The organism is Streptococcus sp. 10F2 (assembly GCF_054331515.2).
On sequence record NZ_JBTGGE020000020.1, the window covers coordinates 1 to 18508 of the forward strand.

At 41.5% G+C, this 18508-nt stretch carries 21 protein-coding genes; 20 read left to right on the plus strand and 1 reads right to left on the minus strand.

Translation table 11 applies throughout. The features are described from left to right. From ACXM1Q_RS04930 to ACXM1Q_RS04950, 5 genes are all read left to right on the plus strand, one after another. A partial coding sequence (locus ACXM1Q_RS04930) for an ISAs1 family transposase (RefSeq protein WP_458516708.1) occupies positions 1-483 on the plus strand: 483 nt, incomplete at its 5' end. A gap of 131 nt (positions 484-614) precedes the next feature. After that, positions 615-1964, plus strand: coding sequence for a hemolysin family protein (locus tag ACXM1Q_RS04935; RefSeq protein WP_458516710.1), 1350 nt, complete (start codon positions 615-617; stop codon positions 1962-1964). A 111-nt stretch (positions 1965-2075) separates the two neighbouring features. Further along, positions 2076-2870, plus strand: a complete 795-nt coding sequence (gene pflA / locus ACXM1Q_RS04940; RefSeq protein WP_458516712.1) for a pyruvate formate-lyase-activating protein — start codon at positions 2076-2078, stop codon at positions 2868-2870. Positions 2871-2947: 77 nt separating this feature from the next. After that, on the plus strand, positions 2948-3883 hold the full coding sequence (locus ACXM1Q_RS04945) for a manganese-dependent inorganic pyrophosphatase (RefSeq protein WP_458516714.1): 936 nt from the start codon (positions 2948-2950) through the stop codon (positions 3881-3883). Between the two features lie 66 nt (positions 3884-3949). Then, complete coding sequence (locus ACXM1Q_RS04950) at positions 3950-4822, plus strand: Rgg/GadR/MutR family transcriptional regulator (RefSeq protein ID WP_458516716.1); 873 nt, start codon at positions 3950-3952, stop codon at positions 4820-4822. 33 nt (positions 4823-4855) lie between these two features. On the opposite strand, the gene ACXM1Q_RS04955 is transcribed toward ACXM1Q_RS04950, so the two are convergent. Continuing rightward, complete coding sequence (locus ACXM1Q_RS04955; protein WP_458516718.1) at positions 4856-6310, minus strand: UDP-N-acetylmuramoyl-L-alanyl-D-glutamate--L-lysine ligase; 1455 nt, start codon at positions 6308-6310, stop codon at positions 4856-4858. A 134-nt stretch (positions 6311-6444) separates the two neighbouring features. Here ACXM1Q_RS04955 and ACXM1Q_RS04960 point away from each other — a divergent pair, with 134 nt between their 5' ends. From ACXM1Q_RS04960 to ACXM1Q_RS05030, 15 genes are all read left to right on the plus strand, one after another. Then, entirely contained in the window at positions 6445-8070 is a 1626-nt protein-coding gene (locus ACXM1Q_RS04960) for a putative polysaccharide biosynthesis protein (RefSeq protein ID WP_458516720.1), read from the plus strand. Between the two features lie 142 nt (positions 8071-8212). Beyond that, a complete protein-coding gene (gene upp, locus ACXM1Q_RS04965) occupies positions 8213-8842 on the plus strand; it encodes a uracil phosphoribosyltransferase (protein WP_135037267.1) in 630 nt (209 codons plus the stop codon). Positions 8843-8914: 72 nt separating this feature from the next. Further along, complete coding sequence (locus tag ACXM1Q_RS04970; protein ID WP_196966986.1) at positions 8915-9511, plus strand: ATP-dependent Clp protease proteolytic subunit; 597 nt, start codon at positions 8915-8917, stop codon at positions 9509-9511. Positions 9512-9716: 205 nt separating this feature from the next. Further along, positions 9717-9983: a DUF2129 domain-containing protein gene (locus tag ACXM1Q_RS04975; protein WP_458516723.1), complete on the plus strand. Its 267-nt coding sequence runs from the start codon at positions 9717-9719 to the stop codon at positions 9981-9983. 137 nt (positions 9984-10120) lie between these two features. Continuing rightward, a complete protein-coding gene (locus tag ACXM1Q_RS04980; RefSeq protein ID WP_458516725.1) occupies positions 10121-11284 on the plus strand; it encodes an ABC transporter substrate-binding protein in 1164 nt (387 codons plus the stop codon). A gap of 25 nt (positions 11285-11309) precedes the next feature. Beyond that, positions 11310-12179: a branched-chain amino acid ABC transporter permease gene (locus ACXM1Q_RS04985; RefSeq protein WP_458516769.1), complete on the plus strand. Its 870-nt coding sequence runs from the start codon at positions 11310-11312 to the stop codon at positions 12177-12179. Positions 12180-12181: 2 nt separating this feature from the next. Continuing rightward, positions 12182-13138 (plus strand): branched-chain amino acid ABC transporter permease, encoded by a 957-nt coding sequence (locus ACXM1Q_RS04990; protein ID WP_458516727.1) that lies wholly within the window; start codon positions 12182-12184, stop codon positions 13136-13138. Then, entirely contained in the window at positions 13138-13902 is a 765-nt protein-coding gene (locus ACXM1Q_RS04995) for an ABC transporter ATP-binding protein (protein ID WP_458516729.1), read from the plus strand. The genes ACXM1Q_RS04990 and ACXM1Q_RS04995 overlap by 1 nt, the downstream gene beginning before the upstream one ends. Beyond that, on the plus strand, positions 13902-14612 hold the full coding sequence (locus ACXM1Q_RS05000) for an ABC transporter ATP-binding protein (RefSeq protein ID WP_135037285.1): 711 nt from the start codon (positions 13902-13904) through the stop codon (positions 14610-14612). The genes ACXM1Q_RS04995 and ACXM1Q_RS05000 overlap by 1 nt, the downstream gene beginning before the upstream one ends. A 22-nt stretch (positions 14613-14634) precedes the next feature. After that, positions 14635-15291, plus strand: a complete 657-nt coding sequence (locus ACXM1Q_RS05005; protein WP_458516732.1) for a CBS domain-containing protein — start codon at positions 14635-14637, stop codon at positions 15289-15291. A gap of 122 nt (positions 15292-15413) precedes the next feature. Then, a complete protein-coding gene (gene tmk, locus ACXM1Q_RS05010; protein WP_458516734.1) occupies positions 15414-16046 on the plus strand; it encodes a dTMP kinase in 633 nt (210 codons plus the stop codon). Continuing rightward, positions 16043-16939: a DNA polymerase III subunit delta' gene (locus ACXM1Q_RS05015; protein WP_458516736.1), complete on the plus strand. Its 897-nt coding sequence runs from the start codon at positions 16043-16045 to the stop codon at positions 16937-16939. Before tmk ends, ACXM1Q_RS05015 begins: the two co-directional genes overlap by 4 nt. 22 nt (positions 16940-16961) lie before the next feature. Continuing rightward, entirely contained in the window at positions 16962-17273 is a 312-nt protein-coding gene (locus ACXM1Q_RS05020) for an initiation control protein YabA (protein ID WP_458516738.1), read from the plus strand. Between the two features lie 2 nt (positions 17274-17275). Then, positions 17276-18151 carry a 16S rRNA (cytidine(1402)-2'-O)-methyltransferase gene (rsmI, locus tag ACXM1Q_RS05025; protein WP_458516740.1) on the plus strand — a complete coding sequence of 292 codons (876 nt, stop codon included), beginning with the start codon at positions 17276-17278 and terminating at the stop codon, positions 18149-18151. Further along, on the plus strand, positions 18152-18508 hold the full coding sequence (locus ACXM1Q_RS05030) for a Spx/MgsR family RNA polymerase-binding regulatory protein (RefSeq protein ID WP_135037303.1): 357 nt from the start codon (positions 18152-18154) through the stop codon (positions 18506-18508). It abuts the gene before it with no gap.

Consider the following 18508-nt stretch of genomic DNA (forward strand, 5'->3'; position numbering starts at 1 on the left):
GCTTGCTTTTCCTATGACCAAGAGTCTGTAGTAGATTATTACGAAACTATTGAAAAAGCTCATGGACAAATCGAAACACGAAAGTATGAAGTTGTCCACGACACTTCTTGGTTCCGAAAAGACCACCCAGATTGGCCTCATGTTCAATGTTTTGGAAAGGCTATTTGTATTATTGAGAAGGATAATAAGGTAACGCTTACCGAGCGCTATTTTGTCTTGAGTACGAAGGTATTAGCTGACGAGCTGGCCAGCTATGTTCGGGGCCACTGGAAAATTGAGAGTATGCACTGGCTATTGGATGTTGTTTTCCGTGAAGACGCTAATAAAACTTTAAATAAGCAATTAGCCTTCAACTTGAATATAATCGACAAATTTTGTTTGAGTGTGTTAAGAAATCTTGATGTTGGTAAAGATATGAGTATGAGACGAAAGAAGTTCCATTTGAGTATGGTATTCGATAAATTTTTAAGGGTACTAATTTAAAAAGATTCTAGTAGGGAATAAATCTACTAGAATCTTTCATGCGTTTGTCGTGGCTCCTTAGCTTTTATGTTTTTATTTTTACCATTTCATGGTAGAATAGCTTATATTTATATTTTTAGGAGAAAAAACTCATGGAAGATCCTAGCAGTCAGAATTTGGTATTGCAGATCGTATTGCTCTTTGTATTGACTTTTTTGAATGCCTTCTTTTCAGCTTCAGAGATGGCTATGGTATCCCTTAATCGGGCGCGTGTGGAGCAGAAGGCTGAGGAAGGGGATCGTGCTTACCAACGTCTATTAGCGATTTTAGAAGAGCCGAATCATTTTCTATCTACAATCCAAGTAGGGATTACCCTTATCAACATCTTAGCCGGGGCTAGTTTAGCAGACACTCTGGGAAAGATGATTGCAGCATGGTTGGGAGGAAGTGAGACGGCTTATGCAGCAGGTAGCTTTCTAGCATTAGCACTTTTGACCTATATTTCGATTGTTCTTGGGGAACTTTATCCTAAGCGGATAGCCTTAAACTTGAAGGAATCTTTAGCTGTGCGGACAGCGCCTGTGATTCTTTTCTTGGGAAAAATTGTTAGCCCCTTTGTTTGGTTGTTGTCAGCCTCTACAAATCTTCTCAGTCGTCTGACACCGATGGAATTTGATGATGCGGACGAGAAGATGACAAGGGATGAGATTGAATACATGCTCTCTAAGAGTGAGGAGAGCTTAGACGCAGATGAGTTGGAGATGCTTCAAGGAGTCTTCACTCTGGATGAGTTAATGGCACGGGAATTAATGGTGCCACGAACGGATGCCTTTATGGTAGATATTAAAAATACCAGTGCGGAAAATATTCAAGCCATTTTGAAACAGAATTTTTCTCGGATTCCAGTCTATGAAGATGATAAGGATAATGTGATTGGGATTTTACACACGAAGCGGATTTTGACGGAAGCTTTTGCATCTGGTTTTGAAAATTTACCGCTTCGGAAGATTTTGCAGGAACCGTTATTTGTACCGGAAACCATGTTTGTTGATGATCTGTTGACTTCTTTACGCAATACGCAAAATCAGATGGCAATTTTGCTGGATGAATATGGTGGAGTAGCGGGGCTGGTTACCTTAGAAGATCTTTTGGAAGAAATTGTTGGGGAGATTGAAGACGAGACAGATAAGGCTGAACTTGAAGTTCGTGAATTGACGGACGGAAGCTATATTGTCCTTGGTGCCATGACCTTGAATGATTTCAATGAACATTTTGATGTTATGTTGGAAAGTGATGATGTGGATACCATTGCTGGTTATTACATCACTACCCTGGGAAGTATACCGACAGAGGCGGAACGCCTTTCCATTGACTTGGAGTCAAATGGCTATCGTTTGACCATGCGCAATGATAAAGTGAAAAAAGGTCGGGTAACTAAACTTCGTCTTCACATTGAAAAAATAGAAGAAGAGATAGACTTGGAAGAAGTTCCTTCCAAATAGAAGAAAAGGCTGGGTTCACTCAGCCTTTTCATGTGTAATCATGAAAAGGCAAGACATTTTTCAAAAAAAGTGCTATACTAAATAGTGTAAAACGCTTACAGGAGGGCAGCCATGGGACAAGTCGTTGATTATGGTCAGGTAACAGGATATGTGCATTCAACCGAGAGTTTCGGAGCCGTCGATGGGCCGGGGATTCGGTTTATTATTTTCTTGCAGGGATGTAAGATGCGCTGCCAATACTGTCACAATCCGGATACTTGGGCTTTTGAGAATGAGCAGGCTCAGACGCGTACAGTAGATGATATCCTGGCAGAAGCACTTCGCTATAAGGGTTATTGGGGCAAGAATGGTGGGATTACCGTTAGCGGTGGAGAAGCCCTCCTGCAAATTGACTTTTTGATTGCTCTTTTTACTAAAGCAAAAGAACTGGGAATCCATACAACCTTGGACACTTGTGCCCTACCTTTCCGAAATAAGCCTGAGTATTTAGAAGTTTTTGATCGTTTGATGGAGGTAACTGATCTGGTGTTACTGGATATCAAGGAAATCAATGATGAGCGTCATAAGTTTGTTACTAGTCAAAGTAATAGAAACATTCTGGATTGTGCTCGCTACTTATCTGATAAAGGAATTCCTGTTTGGATTCGTCATGTATTGGTACCTGGCTTGACTGATCGAGATGATGATTTGAAAGAATTGGGTGAATTTGTTAAAACCCTTAAGAATGTGGATAAATTCGAGATTCTTCCTTACCATACAATGGGTGAATTTAAGTGGGAAAAATTGGGAATTGACTATCCTCTAAAAGGTGTGAAACCGCCAACTAAAGAGCGGGTTGAGAATGCCAAGAAGTTGATGGAGACTGAATCCTATCAGGACTATCTCAAGCGAGTGCAAAAGGGCTAATTTCTAATATTGTCACTTGGTAGAAGAGCCTGCTTTGTGTTAAAATGGTAAGTGAAAATAGGAAAAGAGGTAGAATCATGTCAAAAATCTTGGTTTTTGGTCATCAAAACCCTGATACAGATGCGATTGCATCATCATATGCTTACGCTTACTTGGCTAACCAAGCTCATGGCTTGGAGACAGAAGCGGTTATTTTGGGACAGCCAAATGAAGAAACTCGCTTTGTTCTAGACTATTTTGGAATTGAAACACCACGTGAAATCCAATCCCTTGCTAATGAGGGGGTTGAGCAGGTTATCTTGACGGACCACAATGAATTCCAACAATCTGCGGAAGGAATCCGCGATGTTGAAGTGTTCGGAGTTGTGGATCACCACCGTGTGGCTAACTTTGAAACTGCGAATCCATTGTTTATGCGTCTTGAACCTGTTGGATCTGCATCTTCGATTGTCTACCGTATGTTTAAAGAAAATCAAGTTTCAGTGCCAAAAGAAATTGCAGGCTTGATGCTTTCTGGATTGATTTCAGACACTCTTTTGTTGAAATCTCCAACAACACACGCGACAGATATTCCATTGGCAGCAGAATTGGCTGAGCTTGCCGGGGTTGAGCTAGAAACTTATGGACTTGAAATGTTAAAAGCAGGTACTAACCTCTCTAGCAAATCTGCAGCAGAGCTAATTGATATTGATGCTAAGAGCTTTGAATTGAGTGGTAACACTGTTCGCGTAGCTCAAGTGAATACCGTTGATATTTCTGAAATTTTAGAACGTCAGGAAGAAATTGAAGCAGCTATGCAGGCTGCGATGGATGCAGAAGGTTACTCTGACTTTGTCTTGATGATTACAGATATTGTCAATTCCAATTCTGAAATTTTGACATTGGGTGCTAATCCAGATAAGGTTGAAGCAGCATTTGGCTTCAAATTAGAAAATAATCACGCCTTCTTACCTGGTGCTGTGTCTCGTAAAAAACAAGTTGTTCCGCAACTGACAGCTGCTTTTGCTAATTAAATGTGAGGAAGGTGGGTCTAATGTTGATCTGCCTTCTTTCCTACTCAAAAAATATAAAGGGTCTGTATGAAATCATTTGGCAAAGTTTTTAAACAATTCCGGCAGTCTCGCGGCCTGTCCTTGCGTTCAATCTCAAATGAGGAATTATCGGTTTCCCAGTTGTCTCGTTTTGAAAATGAGCAGTCTGATTTGACTATCTCAAAATTTAAAATTGCCTTAGATGAGATTAACATGCCCATGTCAGAGTTTATGTATGCAGTTCAAGACTTTAAGCGAGACGAATTACAAGAGTTACTGTATAAAATGGACACCTATGTTCTTCGAAACGATGTTGTCAGCATGCGCCATCTTTTGGCTTCGAGACCTGTCAAACCACGTTTACGCCGCTTGTTTCATGAACTCAATACGATTATTATTAAAATCAAGCTAGAGGAAATGACGGGGGAATCGGTTGTATCTGAGCATGATTTAAGTGTATTGACCGATTATTTAATTGGAGTGGAGTATTGGGGTTACTATGAGCTCTTACTCTTTATGCACTCGATGCATCGTTTCCGACATACCCTCTTTATGACCTTGTCTAAAGAGATGATTTCACGTTCGGAATTCTATAAGGAATTGCCTATCAATAGGCGAATGATGAATTATTTGGTTTTAGAGGCTTTTGTTCTTTCCAGTGAACGCCAGGAGTTGATTGATGCCCAATATTACCGAAAATTTATTCAGAATAATCACTTTGAAGAGAGAGATATTTTTGAACGAATGGTGATTCAATATGCGGAAGGGATGTTTGAATTCTTTTTCCATGATGAGCGTAAAGGTCTGATGGAAATGGAAAAAGTGATTCAGACTTTCCGTGAACTGGGGAGCATTCATTTAGCTCAGTCTTATGAGAATCGGGTCAAAGCAGCTCAGAAAATCAAAGAGAGTAAAAATTAGATGTAAAAAAGGAACCGCAGTTTGGTTCCTTTTTTACATTTTCTGTAGAAGATTTGTGACGACCTGTGGGTCCCCTGGATACGGGATTTTTTCTCCTTGGATAATTTGGAAGGCATCCGCACCTTTACCAGCGATGATAATGGCATCTTTGTTACTATAGTTTTTTTCTAAAAGGTATTGGATAGCAGCTTCTCTGTCTGGGATAATGCTTACAGGTCTGTGGATATAGGCAGCAATTTCTTGGGAAATAGCTTCGGGATCTTCATAGTTCGGGTCATCCGCAGTTAGGACGACGTCTAGATCGGGATAATCGTTAAGGAGGATTCCGAAGTCTTTGCGACGACTTTCTCCTTTATTACCAGTTGCACCTAGAATCAAGGCGAGTTTTCCTTTTTGATAGTAGGCCACTGTATCGATTAGTTTCTTTAGACTATCACCATTGTGAGCATAATCGATAAAAATTTTTGCTCCAGAAGGATGGGAAAGAACTTCCATGCGTCCGTCTACCTTTGTGTTGGCAATACCAGCTTTAATGGCAGTAGGACTTGCTCCGAGTTGATGGCAGGCTAGGGCTGCTGCCAAGGCATTCTCTTGATTAAAATCGCCAATTAATTGAATGTCGTATTCATCTGCCAGCTCTCCGGTAACTTGGAAATTGAAAGCTGAAGCATTTTGAATAGTATTTGGACTTCCTAGACCATAGGTAGTATGAGGACAATCTGCGATGGAATCAAGGAGAAAGTCAATATGATCCATTTGCTGGTTTAAAATTAGGAAGCGGCTATTGGCTAACAACTGACGTTTGTGGTAGAAGTAGTCCTCATAGCTAGGATGTTCAATGGGACCTATGTGATCGGGGCTGATATTTAAGAAGACACCGACATCAAAAGTGAGACCGTAGACTCGTTTCACCAGATAGGCTTGGCTTGAAACTTCCATGATGAAGTGTGTTCGTCCTTGTTCGACAGCTTGAGCCATCATGGCGAAGAGGTCTAGGCTTTCTGGAGTCGTTAATTGCGATTTAAAGAAATTGTGACCGTCTAGCGTTGAATTCATGGTTGACAGCATGGCCGGCTTCCATTCCTCTTGAAGAATATTGAAAGCAAAATAAGCAGCTGTTGTTTTACCCTTGGTTCCTGTAAAGGCTAATAGTTTCAGTTTGTTCTGAGGGTTTTGGTAAAATTCCATGGCAATCAGGCTCATGGCTTGTTTGATGTCGTTGACGAGAATCACAGGGATAGAGACTTGATAGTCTACTTCACTGACATAGTAGCGTAGGCCTTGCTGAATGGCTGATTCTAAGTACTCTGCTTTGAACTGCTGGCCTTTTGCAAAGAAAAGGGTTTGTTCAGAAGTTTTACGACTATCGTAGCTTAGTTGCTGAAAAGTCCAGTCTTCTTCCTGGTAGTGGTACTTATCTTGGCTGATAATGGCACGGAAATTATGATCCTCTTTAAGGATTTGTAATGCGGTTTCAAGTTTCATCATAGCCTTATTGTAACCCTTCTGTGAAGCTTTTACAAGTCAAATGCCATTGGCTTTTTTTGCTAAAATCTTGGAGGGATAGCACCTTCGTGCTATAATGGTACTAGAATTTTCGAACATTTTTAAAGGGGATTAGAATGAATGACCAACAATCGCGGCAGCAAGAGTTGATGCTGAAGGGAGCAGCCTGGATGACTGCTAGTAACCTCATTAGTCGCTTGCTTGGTGCTCTCTATATTATTCCGTGGTACGGGTGGATGGGGAGTCACGCGGCCGAGGCCAATGGCCTCTTTACGATGGGGTACAATATCTATGCTTGGTTTCTTTTGATTTCAACTGCAGGCTTACCAGTAGCTATTTCCAAGCAGATAGCCAAATACAATACAATGGGACAGGAGGAGAAATCTTTCGCTCTGATTCATCGTTTTTTAAAATTGATGTTGATTCTTGGGGTGGCTTTTGCCGTAGTGATGTATTTAGCAGCTCCCTTGTTTGCATCGGGTTCTGGGGTTGGCTCTGAGTTAACGCCAGTCATGCAGAGTCTTGCCTGGGCGGTGCTGATTTTTCCTGCTATGAGTATTATAAGGGGTGTCTTTCAGGGCTATAATAATATGCGTCCGTATGCCATGAGCCAGATTGCAGAGCAGGTTGCCAGAGTGATTTGGATGTTGGTTGCCACCTTCCTGATCATGCAGTTAGGGAATCAAGACTATGTTGCGGCGGTTACCCAGTCTACCTTTGCAGCCTTTGTTGGGATGATTGCCTCTGTGGGATTATTGATTTTTGCTTTAAATCAAGAAGGGTTGCTTCGTCCTATTTTGGCTGCTTCTGGCCAAGAGTTAGAAGGAGGGAGCCAACTGGTGATTGAAACGCTGAAAGAAGCCATTCCCTTTATTATTACAGGGTCGGCCATTCAGCTTTTTCAAATTATTGACCAAAATACCTTTATCAATGTGTCACGATGGTTTACCAATACTTCGAAGACAGACTTACTGGTTCTCTTTTCTTATTTTTCAGCGAATCCGAATAAGGTGAGTATGATTTTGATTGCGGTGGCATCTTCAGTGGGAGGAGTTGGGATACCGCTTTTGACAGAGAATTTTGTGAAAAAAGATCTAGGTGCTGCTGCTAAGTTGGTGATTGATAACCTTAGTTTACTACTGACTTTTCTCATTCCAGCAACTCTAGGTTCTCTTTTGATGGGGCGTGCGCTATACACCTTCTTCTACGGTCAGCCTCAAGGGCAGTCTCTAGAATTGTTCGTATGGGCGATGTCTTTCACACTGCTCTTGGGATTGTATACGGTTTTGGCGCCAATGATTCAAGCTCTTTATGAGAATCGTTTGGCCATGCTTTATTTTCTATATGGTCTTGGTGTCAAATTACTGTTACAAATCCCTTTTATTTGGATGTTTGCCTCCTATGGTCCTCTTTTGTCCACAGGATTTGCCTTGATTTTACCTTGCATTCTTATGTACCGCAAAATCCATGAGGTTACCCGTCTCAATCATAAACGACTGATGAAAAGAGTAGTCCTCATTAGTCTTATGACGGTGATAATGGCCATGGTTACGAGTTTAAGTCAGTTCCTCCTTTCGCTTGTGATTGGGGTTGACAGTCGTCTAGGAAGTTTGGTTCATTTAGCAGTTGTTGGTGGGATTTCAGTCTATGTCTATGCTTGGATGGCTTTAAAGACCAATCATTTGGATCGGGTCATGGGTCCCCAAGCGAATCGTTTACGCAGATTATTACGAATATCATAAGAAGGGGAGCAGATGAACTCTATTTCAACTGAAAGAGTTTCTCTGCTTATTCCCTTCTTTTTTAATAATTTTATTTGCTTTGAAAAGCTTTTCAAGAAGGTCTGTGATATAATGGAAAAAATTAAGAAAAGAGGAACCAAGCATGTCTAAAGTTCAAGTCATTGCACATCCGTTGATTCAGCATAAGTTGTCCATTCTTCGCCGGACGGATACTTCTACAAAAGCTTTCCGTGAGTTGGTTGATGAAATTGCAATGTTGATGGGGTATGAAGTTCTCCGTGATCTTCCGCTTGAGGATGTCGAAATCGAGACACCGATTACCAAGACGGTTCAGAAGCAATTGGCAGGGAAAAAGTTGGCTATTGTACCGATTTTACGGGCAGGTATCGGAATGGTAGATGGACTTTTGAGTTTGGTTCCAGCGGCCAAGGTTGGGCACATTGGAATGTACCGGGATGAAGAGACCTTGCAACCAGTGGAATACTTGGTAAAACTTCCAGAAGACATTGATCAACGGCGGATTTTTGTGGTAGATCCGATGTTAGCGACAGGTGGATCAGCTATCTTGGCTATTGATTCTTTGAAAAAACGTGGAGCAAGTAATATTACCTTTGTCTGCTTGGTTGCTGCACCTGAAGGGGTTGCTGCTCTTGAAGAAGCACATCCTGAAGTTCCAATCTTTACTGCAGCTTTGGATGAGCGTCTGAATGAACACGGTTATATTGTTCCTGGTCTTGGAGATGCGGGAGATCGGCTCTTTGGTACGAAATAAGAGGTTAAAAGTTGACCTTTACTGACCATTTGGGTATAATGAGTTCATTCTAGTAAAGAAGGAGAATACAGAATGATTCCTGTAGTTATTGAACAAACGAGTCGTGGTGAGCGTTCTTATGATATTTACTCACGTCTTTTGAAGGATCGGATTATTATGCTAACGGGTCCAGTTGAAGATAATATGGCTAACTCTGTTATCGCCCAATTGCTGTTCCTGGATGCACAAGATTCAACGAAGGATATTTATCTTTATGTGAATACACCAGGCGGATCTGTTTCTGCTGGTCTGGCTATCGTTGATACCATGAACTTCATTAAAGCAGATGTTCAGACCATTGTCATGGGGATGGCAGCTAGCATGGGAACTATTATTGCTTCCAGTGGTGCTAAGGGCAAACGCTTTATGCTACCACATGCGGAATACATGATTCACCAACCAATGGGAGGTACTGGTGGCGGTACGCAGCAAACAGATATGGCGATTGCTGCTGAACACTTGCTTAAAACTCGTCATACCTTAGAAAAAATCTTGGCAGATAATTCTGGTAAACCAGTGGAGCAAATTCACAAAGATGCGGAACGTGATTATTGGATGAGTGCAGAAGAAACACTTGAATATGGTTTTATTGATGAAATCATGGCCAATAATCAATTACCACAGGCTTAATTAATAAGAGATGTAAGTGGGAAAGAATTCACTGATGTTGAGAGTGAGTGAATCTTTCTGCTTTCCATTGTTAATGAGCTCGGATAAGAATGACCAATTATGATTTTGAGGCTGGAGCATTGGCTCCAGTCTCTTTCTTGTTACTGGACTGGTTTTTGTAGGGTTCTTATGGTAGAATGTTCCTAAGAAAAGGTAAGGAGTGGTTATGGAAACAAGAGTTCAACGCCGGGCATTATATGTTTATCTTTATTACAACCGGGATCGGCGGAAGTTGTTTCCTTATGGGGATATTACCTACCATTCGCGACGAATGCGGTATGTTCAACTATTTGTCCAAGCGGATCAGGCAGGGGCTATTCGGGCGCAGTTGGAACATGAATCTTTTGTAAGAGAGGTTAAGACCAGTCATTTGGTAGATTTACCACTTACTTATCAAGGTATCGATTTAGCAGGTCTAGAAAGCGGAGATTGATTTTCCGCTTTTTTATTTTTGAAAGAAAATATAGTGAAAATTTTCCTGCAAAAAATAATGAAAAAATCTCAAACTTGTATTGACAATTTTCTGACAATTCTATATATTAGACTCTATAAAAAAAGAGGAGTGGTTTTATGAAACGTAAAACATTAGTGGCCACAATCCTGATGGCCTCTATGACATTTTTGGCAGCCTGTACCCAGGTACCGGTTGCGGACGGTTCCAAAGCCAAAGGGACAGAAATTGGAGAAACCATTAAAGTCGGTTTTAACTTTGAAAATACCGGTTCCGTAGCGGCATATGGATCCGTTGAACAAAAAGGTGCCTTGTTGGCTGTTGAGGAAATCAATCATGCCGGTGGTATTGATGGGAAGCAAATTGAGGTTATTTCTAAAGATAATAAATCTGAAACTCAAGAAGCAGCATCTGTATCTACGAACTTGGCTATTCAGCAGCAGGTGAATGCGATTGTCGGACCGGCGACATCTGGTGCAACAGCAGCTGCAATTCCGAAAGCAACAATTGCAGGTGTGCCTGTGATTTCACCAAGTGCCACCCAGGATGGTTTGACAGCTGGGCAGGACTTCTTGTTTGTTGGGACATTCCAAGATAGTTACCAAGGTCGGATTATCGCCAAGTATGTTGCAGATAATTTAAATGCGAAAAAAGTTGCCTTGTTTACAGATAACTCAAGTGATTACGCAAAAGGAATCGCAAAATCCTTTAAGGAAGCTTATAAGGGAGATATTGTGATTGAGGAAACCTTTATTGCAGGGGATACTGATTTCCAAGCAGCTCTGACGAAAATGAAGGGGCAAGATTTTGATGCAATGGTTCTTCCAGGTTACTACACGGAGGCCGGTAAGATCGTCAACCAGATGCGTGGGATGGGACTGAACCAGCCTGTTGTTGGCGGAGACGGTTTGAATTCAGAAGAATTTGTTCAACAAGCAACTGCGGAAAAAGCAAATGACATTTACTTTGTGTCTGGTTTTTCTTCAACTGTTAAAACCAATGAAGAAGCAGAGTCCTTTAAAAAAGCTTATAAAAAGCGTTTTAATGAGGAACCAAGTACTTTTTCAGCTCTAGCTTATGATTCAATGAAGATGATGGCTAAGGCTATGGAAGGAGCAGAAAACTCGATTCAAATTCGTGATAACCTCACAAAAGTGAAGGATTACGAAGGAGTAACTGGTAAAACTAGTTTTGATGCCGACCATAATACGACAAAATCAGCCTTTATGATGACCATGCAGAATGGTAAGGTTGAAGAAGCGGTGTCGGTTCAACCAGACTAAGTCGTTTAGGAGATTATTTAGAATGATACTACAGCAATTATTGAACGGGCTGATTTTGGGAAGTATTTATGCTCTTCTTGCCTTGGGTTACACCATGGTATATGGGATTATTCGCTTGATCAACTTTGCCCACGGTGATGTTTACATGATGGGGGCCTTTATGGGGTATTTCCTCATTAATAACCTACACTTGAATTTTTTCGTGGCTCTTTTGTTAGCCATGGCTGGGACGGCAGCTTTAGGGGTTTTAATTGAATTTTTAGCTTATCGTCCTCTTCGTCAATCGACTCGGATTGCAGCCTTGATTACTGCAATTGGGGTATCTTTCCTCTTGGAATACGGAATGGTTTTCTTTTTTGGCGCGAATCCACGTCCTTTTCCACAGGTTATTGACACTGTTCGCTATGAATTAGGACCTGTTTCTATTACGAATATTCAATTATTGATTTTAGGAGTTTCTATCCTCTTGATGGTGGTGCTTCAACTGATTGTTAAGAAAACCAAGATGGGGAAAGCCATGAGGGCTGTTTCCGTGGATAGTGATGCGGCTCAATTGATGGGGATTAACGTAAACCGCACCATTAGCTTCACCTTTGCACTTGGATCTGCACTTGCAGGGGCAGCGGGTGTCCTCATCGCTCTTTACTATAACTCCTTGGAGCCTTTGATGGGGATGACACCTGGTCTTAAATCGTTCGTTGCGGCTGTTTTAGGAGGAATTGGAATTATTCCTGGTGCAGCTTTAGGTGGATTTGTTATCGGGGTTCTTGAAACTGCGGCAACAGCACTTGGATTCTCTGATTTCCGTGATGCGATTGTGTATGGAGTATTGATTCTGATTCTCCTAGTTCGTCCAAGTGGTATTCTTGGTAAAAATGTGAAGGAGAAGGTATAGTCATGCAAAAAAATCTAAAGGAAAACTTGATTTGGGCAGGGCTGCTAGTTGCCGGCTATGCCTTGATGACACTTTTAGTAGAAATGAACGTTCTCAATCTCTACTATCAAATGATCTTACAGCAAATTGGAATTAATATTATTTTGGCTGTAGGGCTTAACCTCATTGTTGGTTTCTCGGGCCAGTTCTCTTTGGGACACGCTGGTTTTATGGCCATTGGAGCTTATGCAACAGCTATTATTGGTAAACAATTGCCAACCTATGGCGGTTTCCTTGTTTCGGTCTTAGGGGGAATGATTGTTGCGGGGCTTGTGGCTCTTTTAGTTGGAATTCCAACCCTTCGTTTGAAAGGGGATTATCTAGCGATTGCTACGCTTGGAGTTGCTGAAATTATCCGTATTATGATTGTCAACGGTGGTGAGGTGACCAACGGTGCAGCGGGGCTTTTGGGAATTCCTGCCTTTACTACTTGGCAAATGGTCTACATCTTGGCTGCATTGACAACGATTGTGACCTTGAACTATTTGAGAAGTCCGATTGGTCGCCAAACTCTTGCGGTTCGTGAGGATGAGATTGCGGCGGAATCTGTTGGAATCAATACAACTAAAATTAAGGTAATGGCTTTTGTTTTTGGAGCGATTACTGCAAGTATCGCAGGCTCACTTCATGCGGGATTTGTTGGGTCGGTTGTCCCTAAAGACTTTGCTTTCACGAATTCCATCAATATTTTGATCATTGTTGTATTTGGTGGTTTGGGTTCTATGACTGGAACGATTGTAGCAGCAGTTGTTTTAGGTATCCTCAATATGTTGCTTCAAGACGTTGCAAGTATTCGGATGATTGTTTACTCACTAGCCCTTATCTTGGTTATGATTTTCCGTCCAGGTGGTTTGTTGGGAACTTGGGAATTTAGTTTGAAGGATCTTTTGTCAAAATCAAAAAAGGAGGCTAAGTCCTAATGGTATTATTAGAAGTTAAACACTTAACAAAACATTTCGGCGGTTTAACGGCTGTTGGGGATGTAACCTTGGAGTTGGACAAGGGAGAATTGGTAGGTCTGATTGGTCCAAATGGAGCCGGTAAATCCACTCTTTTCAATCTTTTGACCGGTGTCTACGAGCCGAGTGAAGGAACCATTACTTTAGATGGAAATGAGCTCAATGGTAAAGAGACTTACACGATTGCGGGTCTCGGTCTTGGTCGTACCTTCCAGAATATCCGTCTATTCAAAGATTTGACGGTCCTTGATAACGTTCTTATCGCTTTTGGTAATCACCAAAACCCACATGTCTTTGCCAGTCTCTTCCGCCTTCCTCTATACTATAAAAAGGAAGAAGAGTACAAAGAAAAAGCTATGGATCTCTTGAAAATATTCTCTTTGGAAGAATATGCAGATACCTTGGCTAAAAATTTGGCTTACGGGCAGCAACGACTCTTGGAAATTGTTCGGGCTTTGGCGACCGAGCCTAAAATTCTCTTCTTGGATGAGCCAGCTGCAGGGATGAACCCTCAAGAAACAGCTGAATTGACGGCTTTGATTCGTAGAATTAAAGAAGAGTTTAATATTACAGTGATGTTGATTGAGCACGATATGAGTTTGGTTATGGAAGTAACGGAACGAATCTATGTTTTGGAATATGGCCGCTTGATTGCTCATGGAACACCTGAAGAAATTCGCACCAACAAGCGTGTTATTGAAGCTTACTTGGGAGGAGAAGCCTAATGTCAATGTTACAAGTTGAAAATCTATCCATTCATTATGGAATGATCGAAGCGGTCCATGATGTCAGCTTTGAAGTGGCAGAGGGGGAAGTTGTATCCTTGATTGGAGCCAATGGTGCTGGTAAAACCAGTATCCTTCGAACCATTTCAGGTTTGGTACGTCCAAGCCAAGGAAGGATTCTATTTCAAGGTCAGGAAATTCAAAAGCAGCCTGCACAAAATATTGTAGCTTCTGGTTTATCTCAAGTACCAGAAGGCCGTCATGTTTTCCCAGGTCTAAGTGTTATGGAAAACCTTGAAATGGGAGCCTTTCTGAAGAAAAATCGAGAAGAAAATGCTCGAAATCTCAAGAAAATTTTTGAGCGTTTCCCACGTTTGGAAGAACGTAAAGGTCAGGATGCTGCAACCCTTTCTGGAGGAGAGCAACAGATGTTGGCCATGGGGCGGGCTCTGATGTCAACTCCTAAACTTCTACTTTTAGATGAACCATCCATGGGATTGGCTCCGATTTTCATTAATGAAATCTTTGAAATCATTAAAGACATCCAAGCCCAAGGCACAACCGTTCTTTTAATTGAGCAAAATGCCAATAAGGCGCTTGCCATTTCAAATCGAGGTTATGTTTTGGAAAATGGTAAAATAGTATTATCTGGTACAGGTCAAGAACTTCTAACCTCAGAAGAAGTCCGTAAGGCTTACCTTGGTGGTTAATGATTGAGAGAAAGGAAAAAACATGGCTGTTAAAGAATTTATGACAAAACGAGTGGTCTTTATTGATCCAGATACATCCATTGCCCATGCGGCGGACTTGATGCGGGAACAAAATCTCCACCGCCTGCCAGTTATGGATAATGGTAAATTGGTCGGATTGGTAACAGAGGGTACAATTGCGGAAGCTACACCGTCTAAGGCAACGACTCTGTCAATTTATGAAATGAATTATCTTCTCAATAAGACAAAAGTTAAAGATGTGATGGTGCGTGATGTCTTTACCTTGGATGAAGATGCCAGCTTAGAAGATGCGGTCTATTTGATGTTTAAACACAAGGTCGGGATTCTTCCAGTTATGAAAGGGGAAGAGCTCCGAGGAGTCATTACTGACCGCGATATTTTTAAAGCCTTTCTAGAGGTAACTGGATATGGTGCACCAGGGACTCGTGTACGGGTACAGACAACTAACCAAGTTGGTGTTTTGGAACGTGCTGTTCATGCAGTTGTGGAACGGAATTTAAATATCGATAATGTCGTGAATATTCCAAATTCAGATGGTTCTGTAACCATTGAGTTGCAATTGGAGGGACAGACAGACCACGACCAACTACGAGAAGAACTTGAAAAGCAAGGTCTTCAAGTGGATTATATTCATGAAACTCAGGCAAAAGCCTTCTAAAATATAAGAAAACTCCTAGAGAAGCGATAGGCCCTTGTGGCTTATGCTCCTAGGAGTTTTTACTTTGTTAGTGTCAAATCTCACGAAAACAGGTATAATAGTTACTAAGAAAAGGGGGAACAATGAAACAAGGATTTTTAGTGTCTATTGAAGGACCAGATGGCTCTGGAAAGTCAACCTTAATTCAAGAATTGGCCAGCTATTATTCAGAGCAAGGTCGAGAAGTAGTGGCTACCAGGGAACCAGGTGGTGCTCGGATAGCGGAACAAATTCGGCAAATTTTATTGAACCCTGAGCATGCTGAGATGGAAGAAAAAACAGAGCTGCTATTATATATTGCTAGTCGTCGGCAGCATCTGGTTGAAAAGGTTTTGCCAGCCCTAGAGCGTGGTGCCCTTGTCTTGATGGATCGCTTTATTGACTCTTCTGTTGCTTACCAAGGTTATGGACGAGGTTTGGATCTGGAAGCTATTCACTGGTTAAATCAGTTTGCAACAGATGGGAAGAAACCAGATTTAACCGTATTACTAGATTTACCAGCAGCGGAAGGTTTGGCTCGTATTCAGGCAACCCGTTCGAATGATGTCGATCGACTGGATCAGGAAGGATTGTCTTGGCATGAGCGTGTACGAGAGGGCTATCTTAACTTACTGGAGGAAGAACCAAAGCGTTTTGTGAAGGTCGATGCCAGTCAGGATTTTTCGACAGTTTTGGAACAAGCTCTGACCTGCATACATGAGAAATTAGGCATATGAGTTCTCTATACCAAGGCTTGCAAGAATCTCAAGCGAATTTATTGCATCGTTTTCAGAAAATTATTCAAGCCAATAAGCTTAGTCATGCCTATTTGTTTGCAGGTGGCAAGGAAACTTTTGATATGGCCTTGTATTTGACTCAGTCTATCTATTGTGAGAAGAAGATGGATGGACTTCCTTGTGGACACTGTCGCTCTTGTAAATTGGTTGCTGCGCAAGCATTTCCTGATTTACATGTAGTGAGCCCTACTAATCGAGTGATTCGTACAGACCAGATTAAAAGTCTACTGGAGCAGGCTTCTCAATCGGGCTTGGAGAGCACGCATCAGGTTTTTATTTTTCAAGATGCCGATACAATGCATGTTAATGGTGCCAATGCTTTACTGAAGTCTATGGAGGAGCCAACAGGTCAGCAACATTTCTTTTTCCTCACGAAAGCTTCAGAAAAAATTCTGCCCACTATTCAAAGCCGAAGTCAGTATGTGTATTTTCCGGATCTTGGTCAAGTTCTAGTGGCAGAATTTGAATCTCAGGGACTTTTGAAAACGCAAGCCCAGTTTTTAAACACCTTGCTTCAAGGAAATGTTAGAATGCTAGAAACAGTAGGTCAAGGCTGGATATTGGAAATGGAAGCCCAGCTTGCAGCTTGGTTGCAGCTGTTCCTTAAAGGGAATGTGAAAGCTTTCCCAGCTTTGGCAGCTTTAGTTGCGCAAGCAGACGATCGCGATAAGCAAAGTTTATTCTTGGATATACTAGAAATTCAGCTAGGCCAGAAAGTGGAGGTAGGAAAACGTTGGATTCTTTTAAAAGATTTGATGGAAGCACGAATAACCTGGCAAGCAAATGTTCCTCTTTTAATGAGCTTGGAACGATTTCTTTTAAAGAATTTGTAAATTGAAATGAAGGAGGAGCCTTTTGGAAAAAAAAGATATTTTAGTCACCCTTGATAACTTCAGCAATCACTTGATTCGAACCCTTAATGACTTAGAATCTATGAAGGTTGCAGTAAGGGAAGCCATCGAGGAAAATACCCTCCTCCGTTTAGAAAATGAAAAACTTCGGGAACGATTGAGTCAGATGGAGACGGAAACTCCTGTTAAAACTCCTAACCAACGAGAAGGTTTGAATCGCATTTATTTAGATGGTTTCCATGTTTGCACCTATTCTTATGGACAACAACGAGAAGGTGAATGCGTCTTTTGCGATGAATTATTGAATAGAGGTTAGCTGTGTATATTCAAAGAAGTTTTAAAGAAGTATCAGAGTTTGGAACTCTCTACTTGGTGGGAACTCCGATCGGAAATATGGAGGATATTTCTTTTCGAGCGCTAAAAATTTTAGAATCGGTTGCTGCGATTGCTGCAGAGGATACGCGAGTAACAGGGGCTTTATTGAAGCATTTTGAGATTCAGAAACGCTTGATTTCTTTCCATGAACACAATGCTCAAAGTCGAGTCCCAGAACTGTTGGATTTACTCGCTCAGGGACAAGACCTAGCACAGGTTTCAGATGCAGGACTTCCAAGTATTTCAGATCCTGGACAGGACTTGGTTAAGGCAGCTATCGAGCAAGGTTATACTGTTGTCCCCATTCCAGGTCCATCTGCAGGTATTACTGGTTTGATTGCGAGCGGACTTGTACCTCAACCTCATATTTTTTATGGATTTTTGCCTCGCAAAGCTAGTCAGCAGAAGAGCTTTTTGGAATCCAAATACCAGTATCCGGAAACTCAAATTTTTTATGAATCTCCCTATCGTTTATCTACTACTTTAGAACAAATTTTAACGGTTTACGGTAATCGAGAGATTGTCTTGATTCGTGAATTAACGAAGATCTACGAAGAGTTTCGCAGGGGGAGCGTTCAAGAAGTTCTAGATTCATTGACCACTGATCCTGTAAAAGGAGAATGTTTGTTAATTGTGGCGGGTTATCAAGAACAAGACCAACCAGCTCAGAATATGGAAGAGGTTTTAGAGCTCTTGAAACAAAGAGTTGCTCAAGGCCAACGCCTGAAAACAGCTAGCCAAGAATTGGCGAAAGATACAGGTTTTAAAGCGAAAGACCTCTACCGTGCTTATCATCAAGAAGAAAAGGAAGAACAATAAATGAATATTGATTATTATGGTCATCCCCGTTGCACAACGAGTAAGGCAGCTGAAAAAGAATTGAAATCCTTGGGAATTGACATGCGTTTCATAGACTTGACACAAGAAGCACCTAGTCCTAGTCAACTGGAAAGTTGGATGGAAGAGGGAGACTGGCCTGTGAAGGCATTTTTCAATACGAGTGGTATCAAATACCGGGAACTAGGTTTAAAAGATAAGGTGCCTACAATGACTGTGGCAGAGGCTGCACAACTGTTGGCGACGGATGGAATGCTGATCAAGCGACCTCTATTGGTAAGAGATGGGACCCTCCTTCAAATTGGTTATCGGACTCCTTATGCAGATTTAAAACTCTAG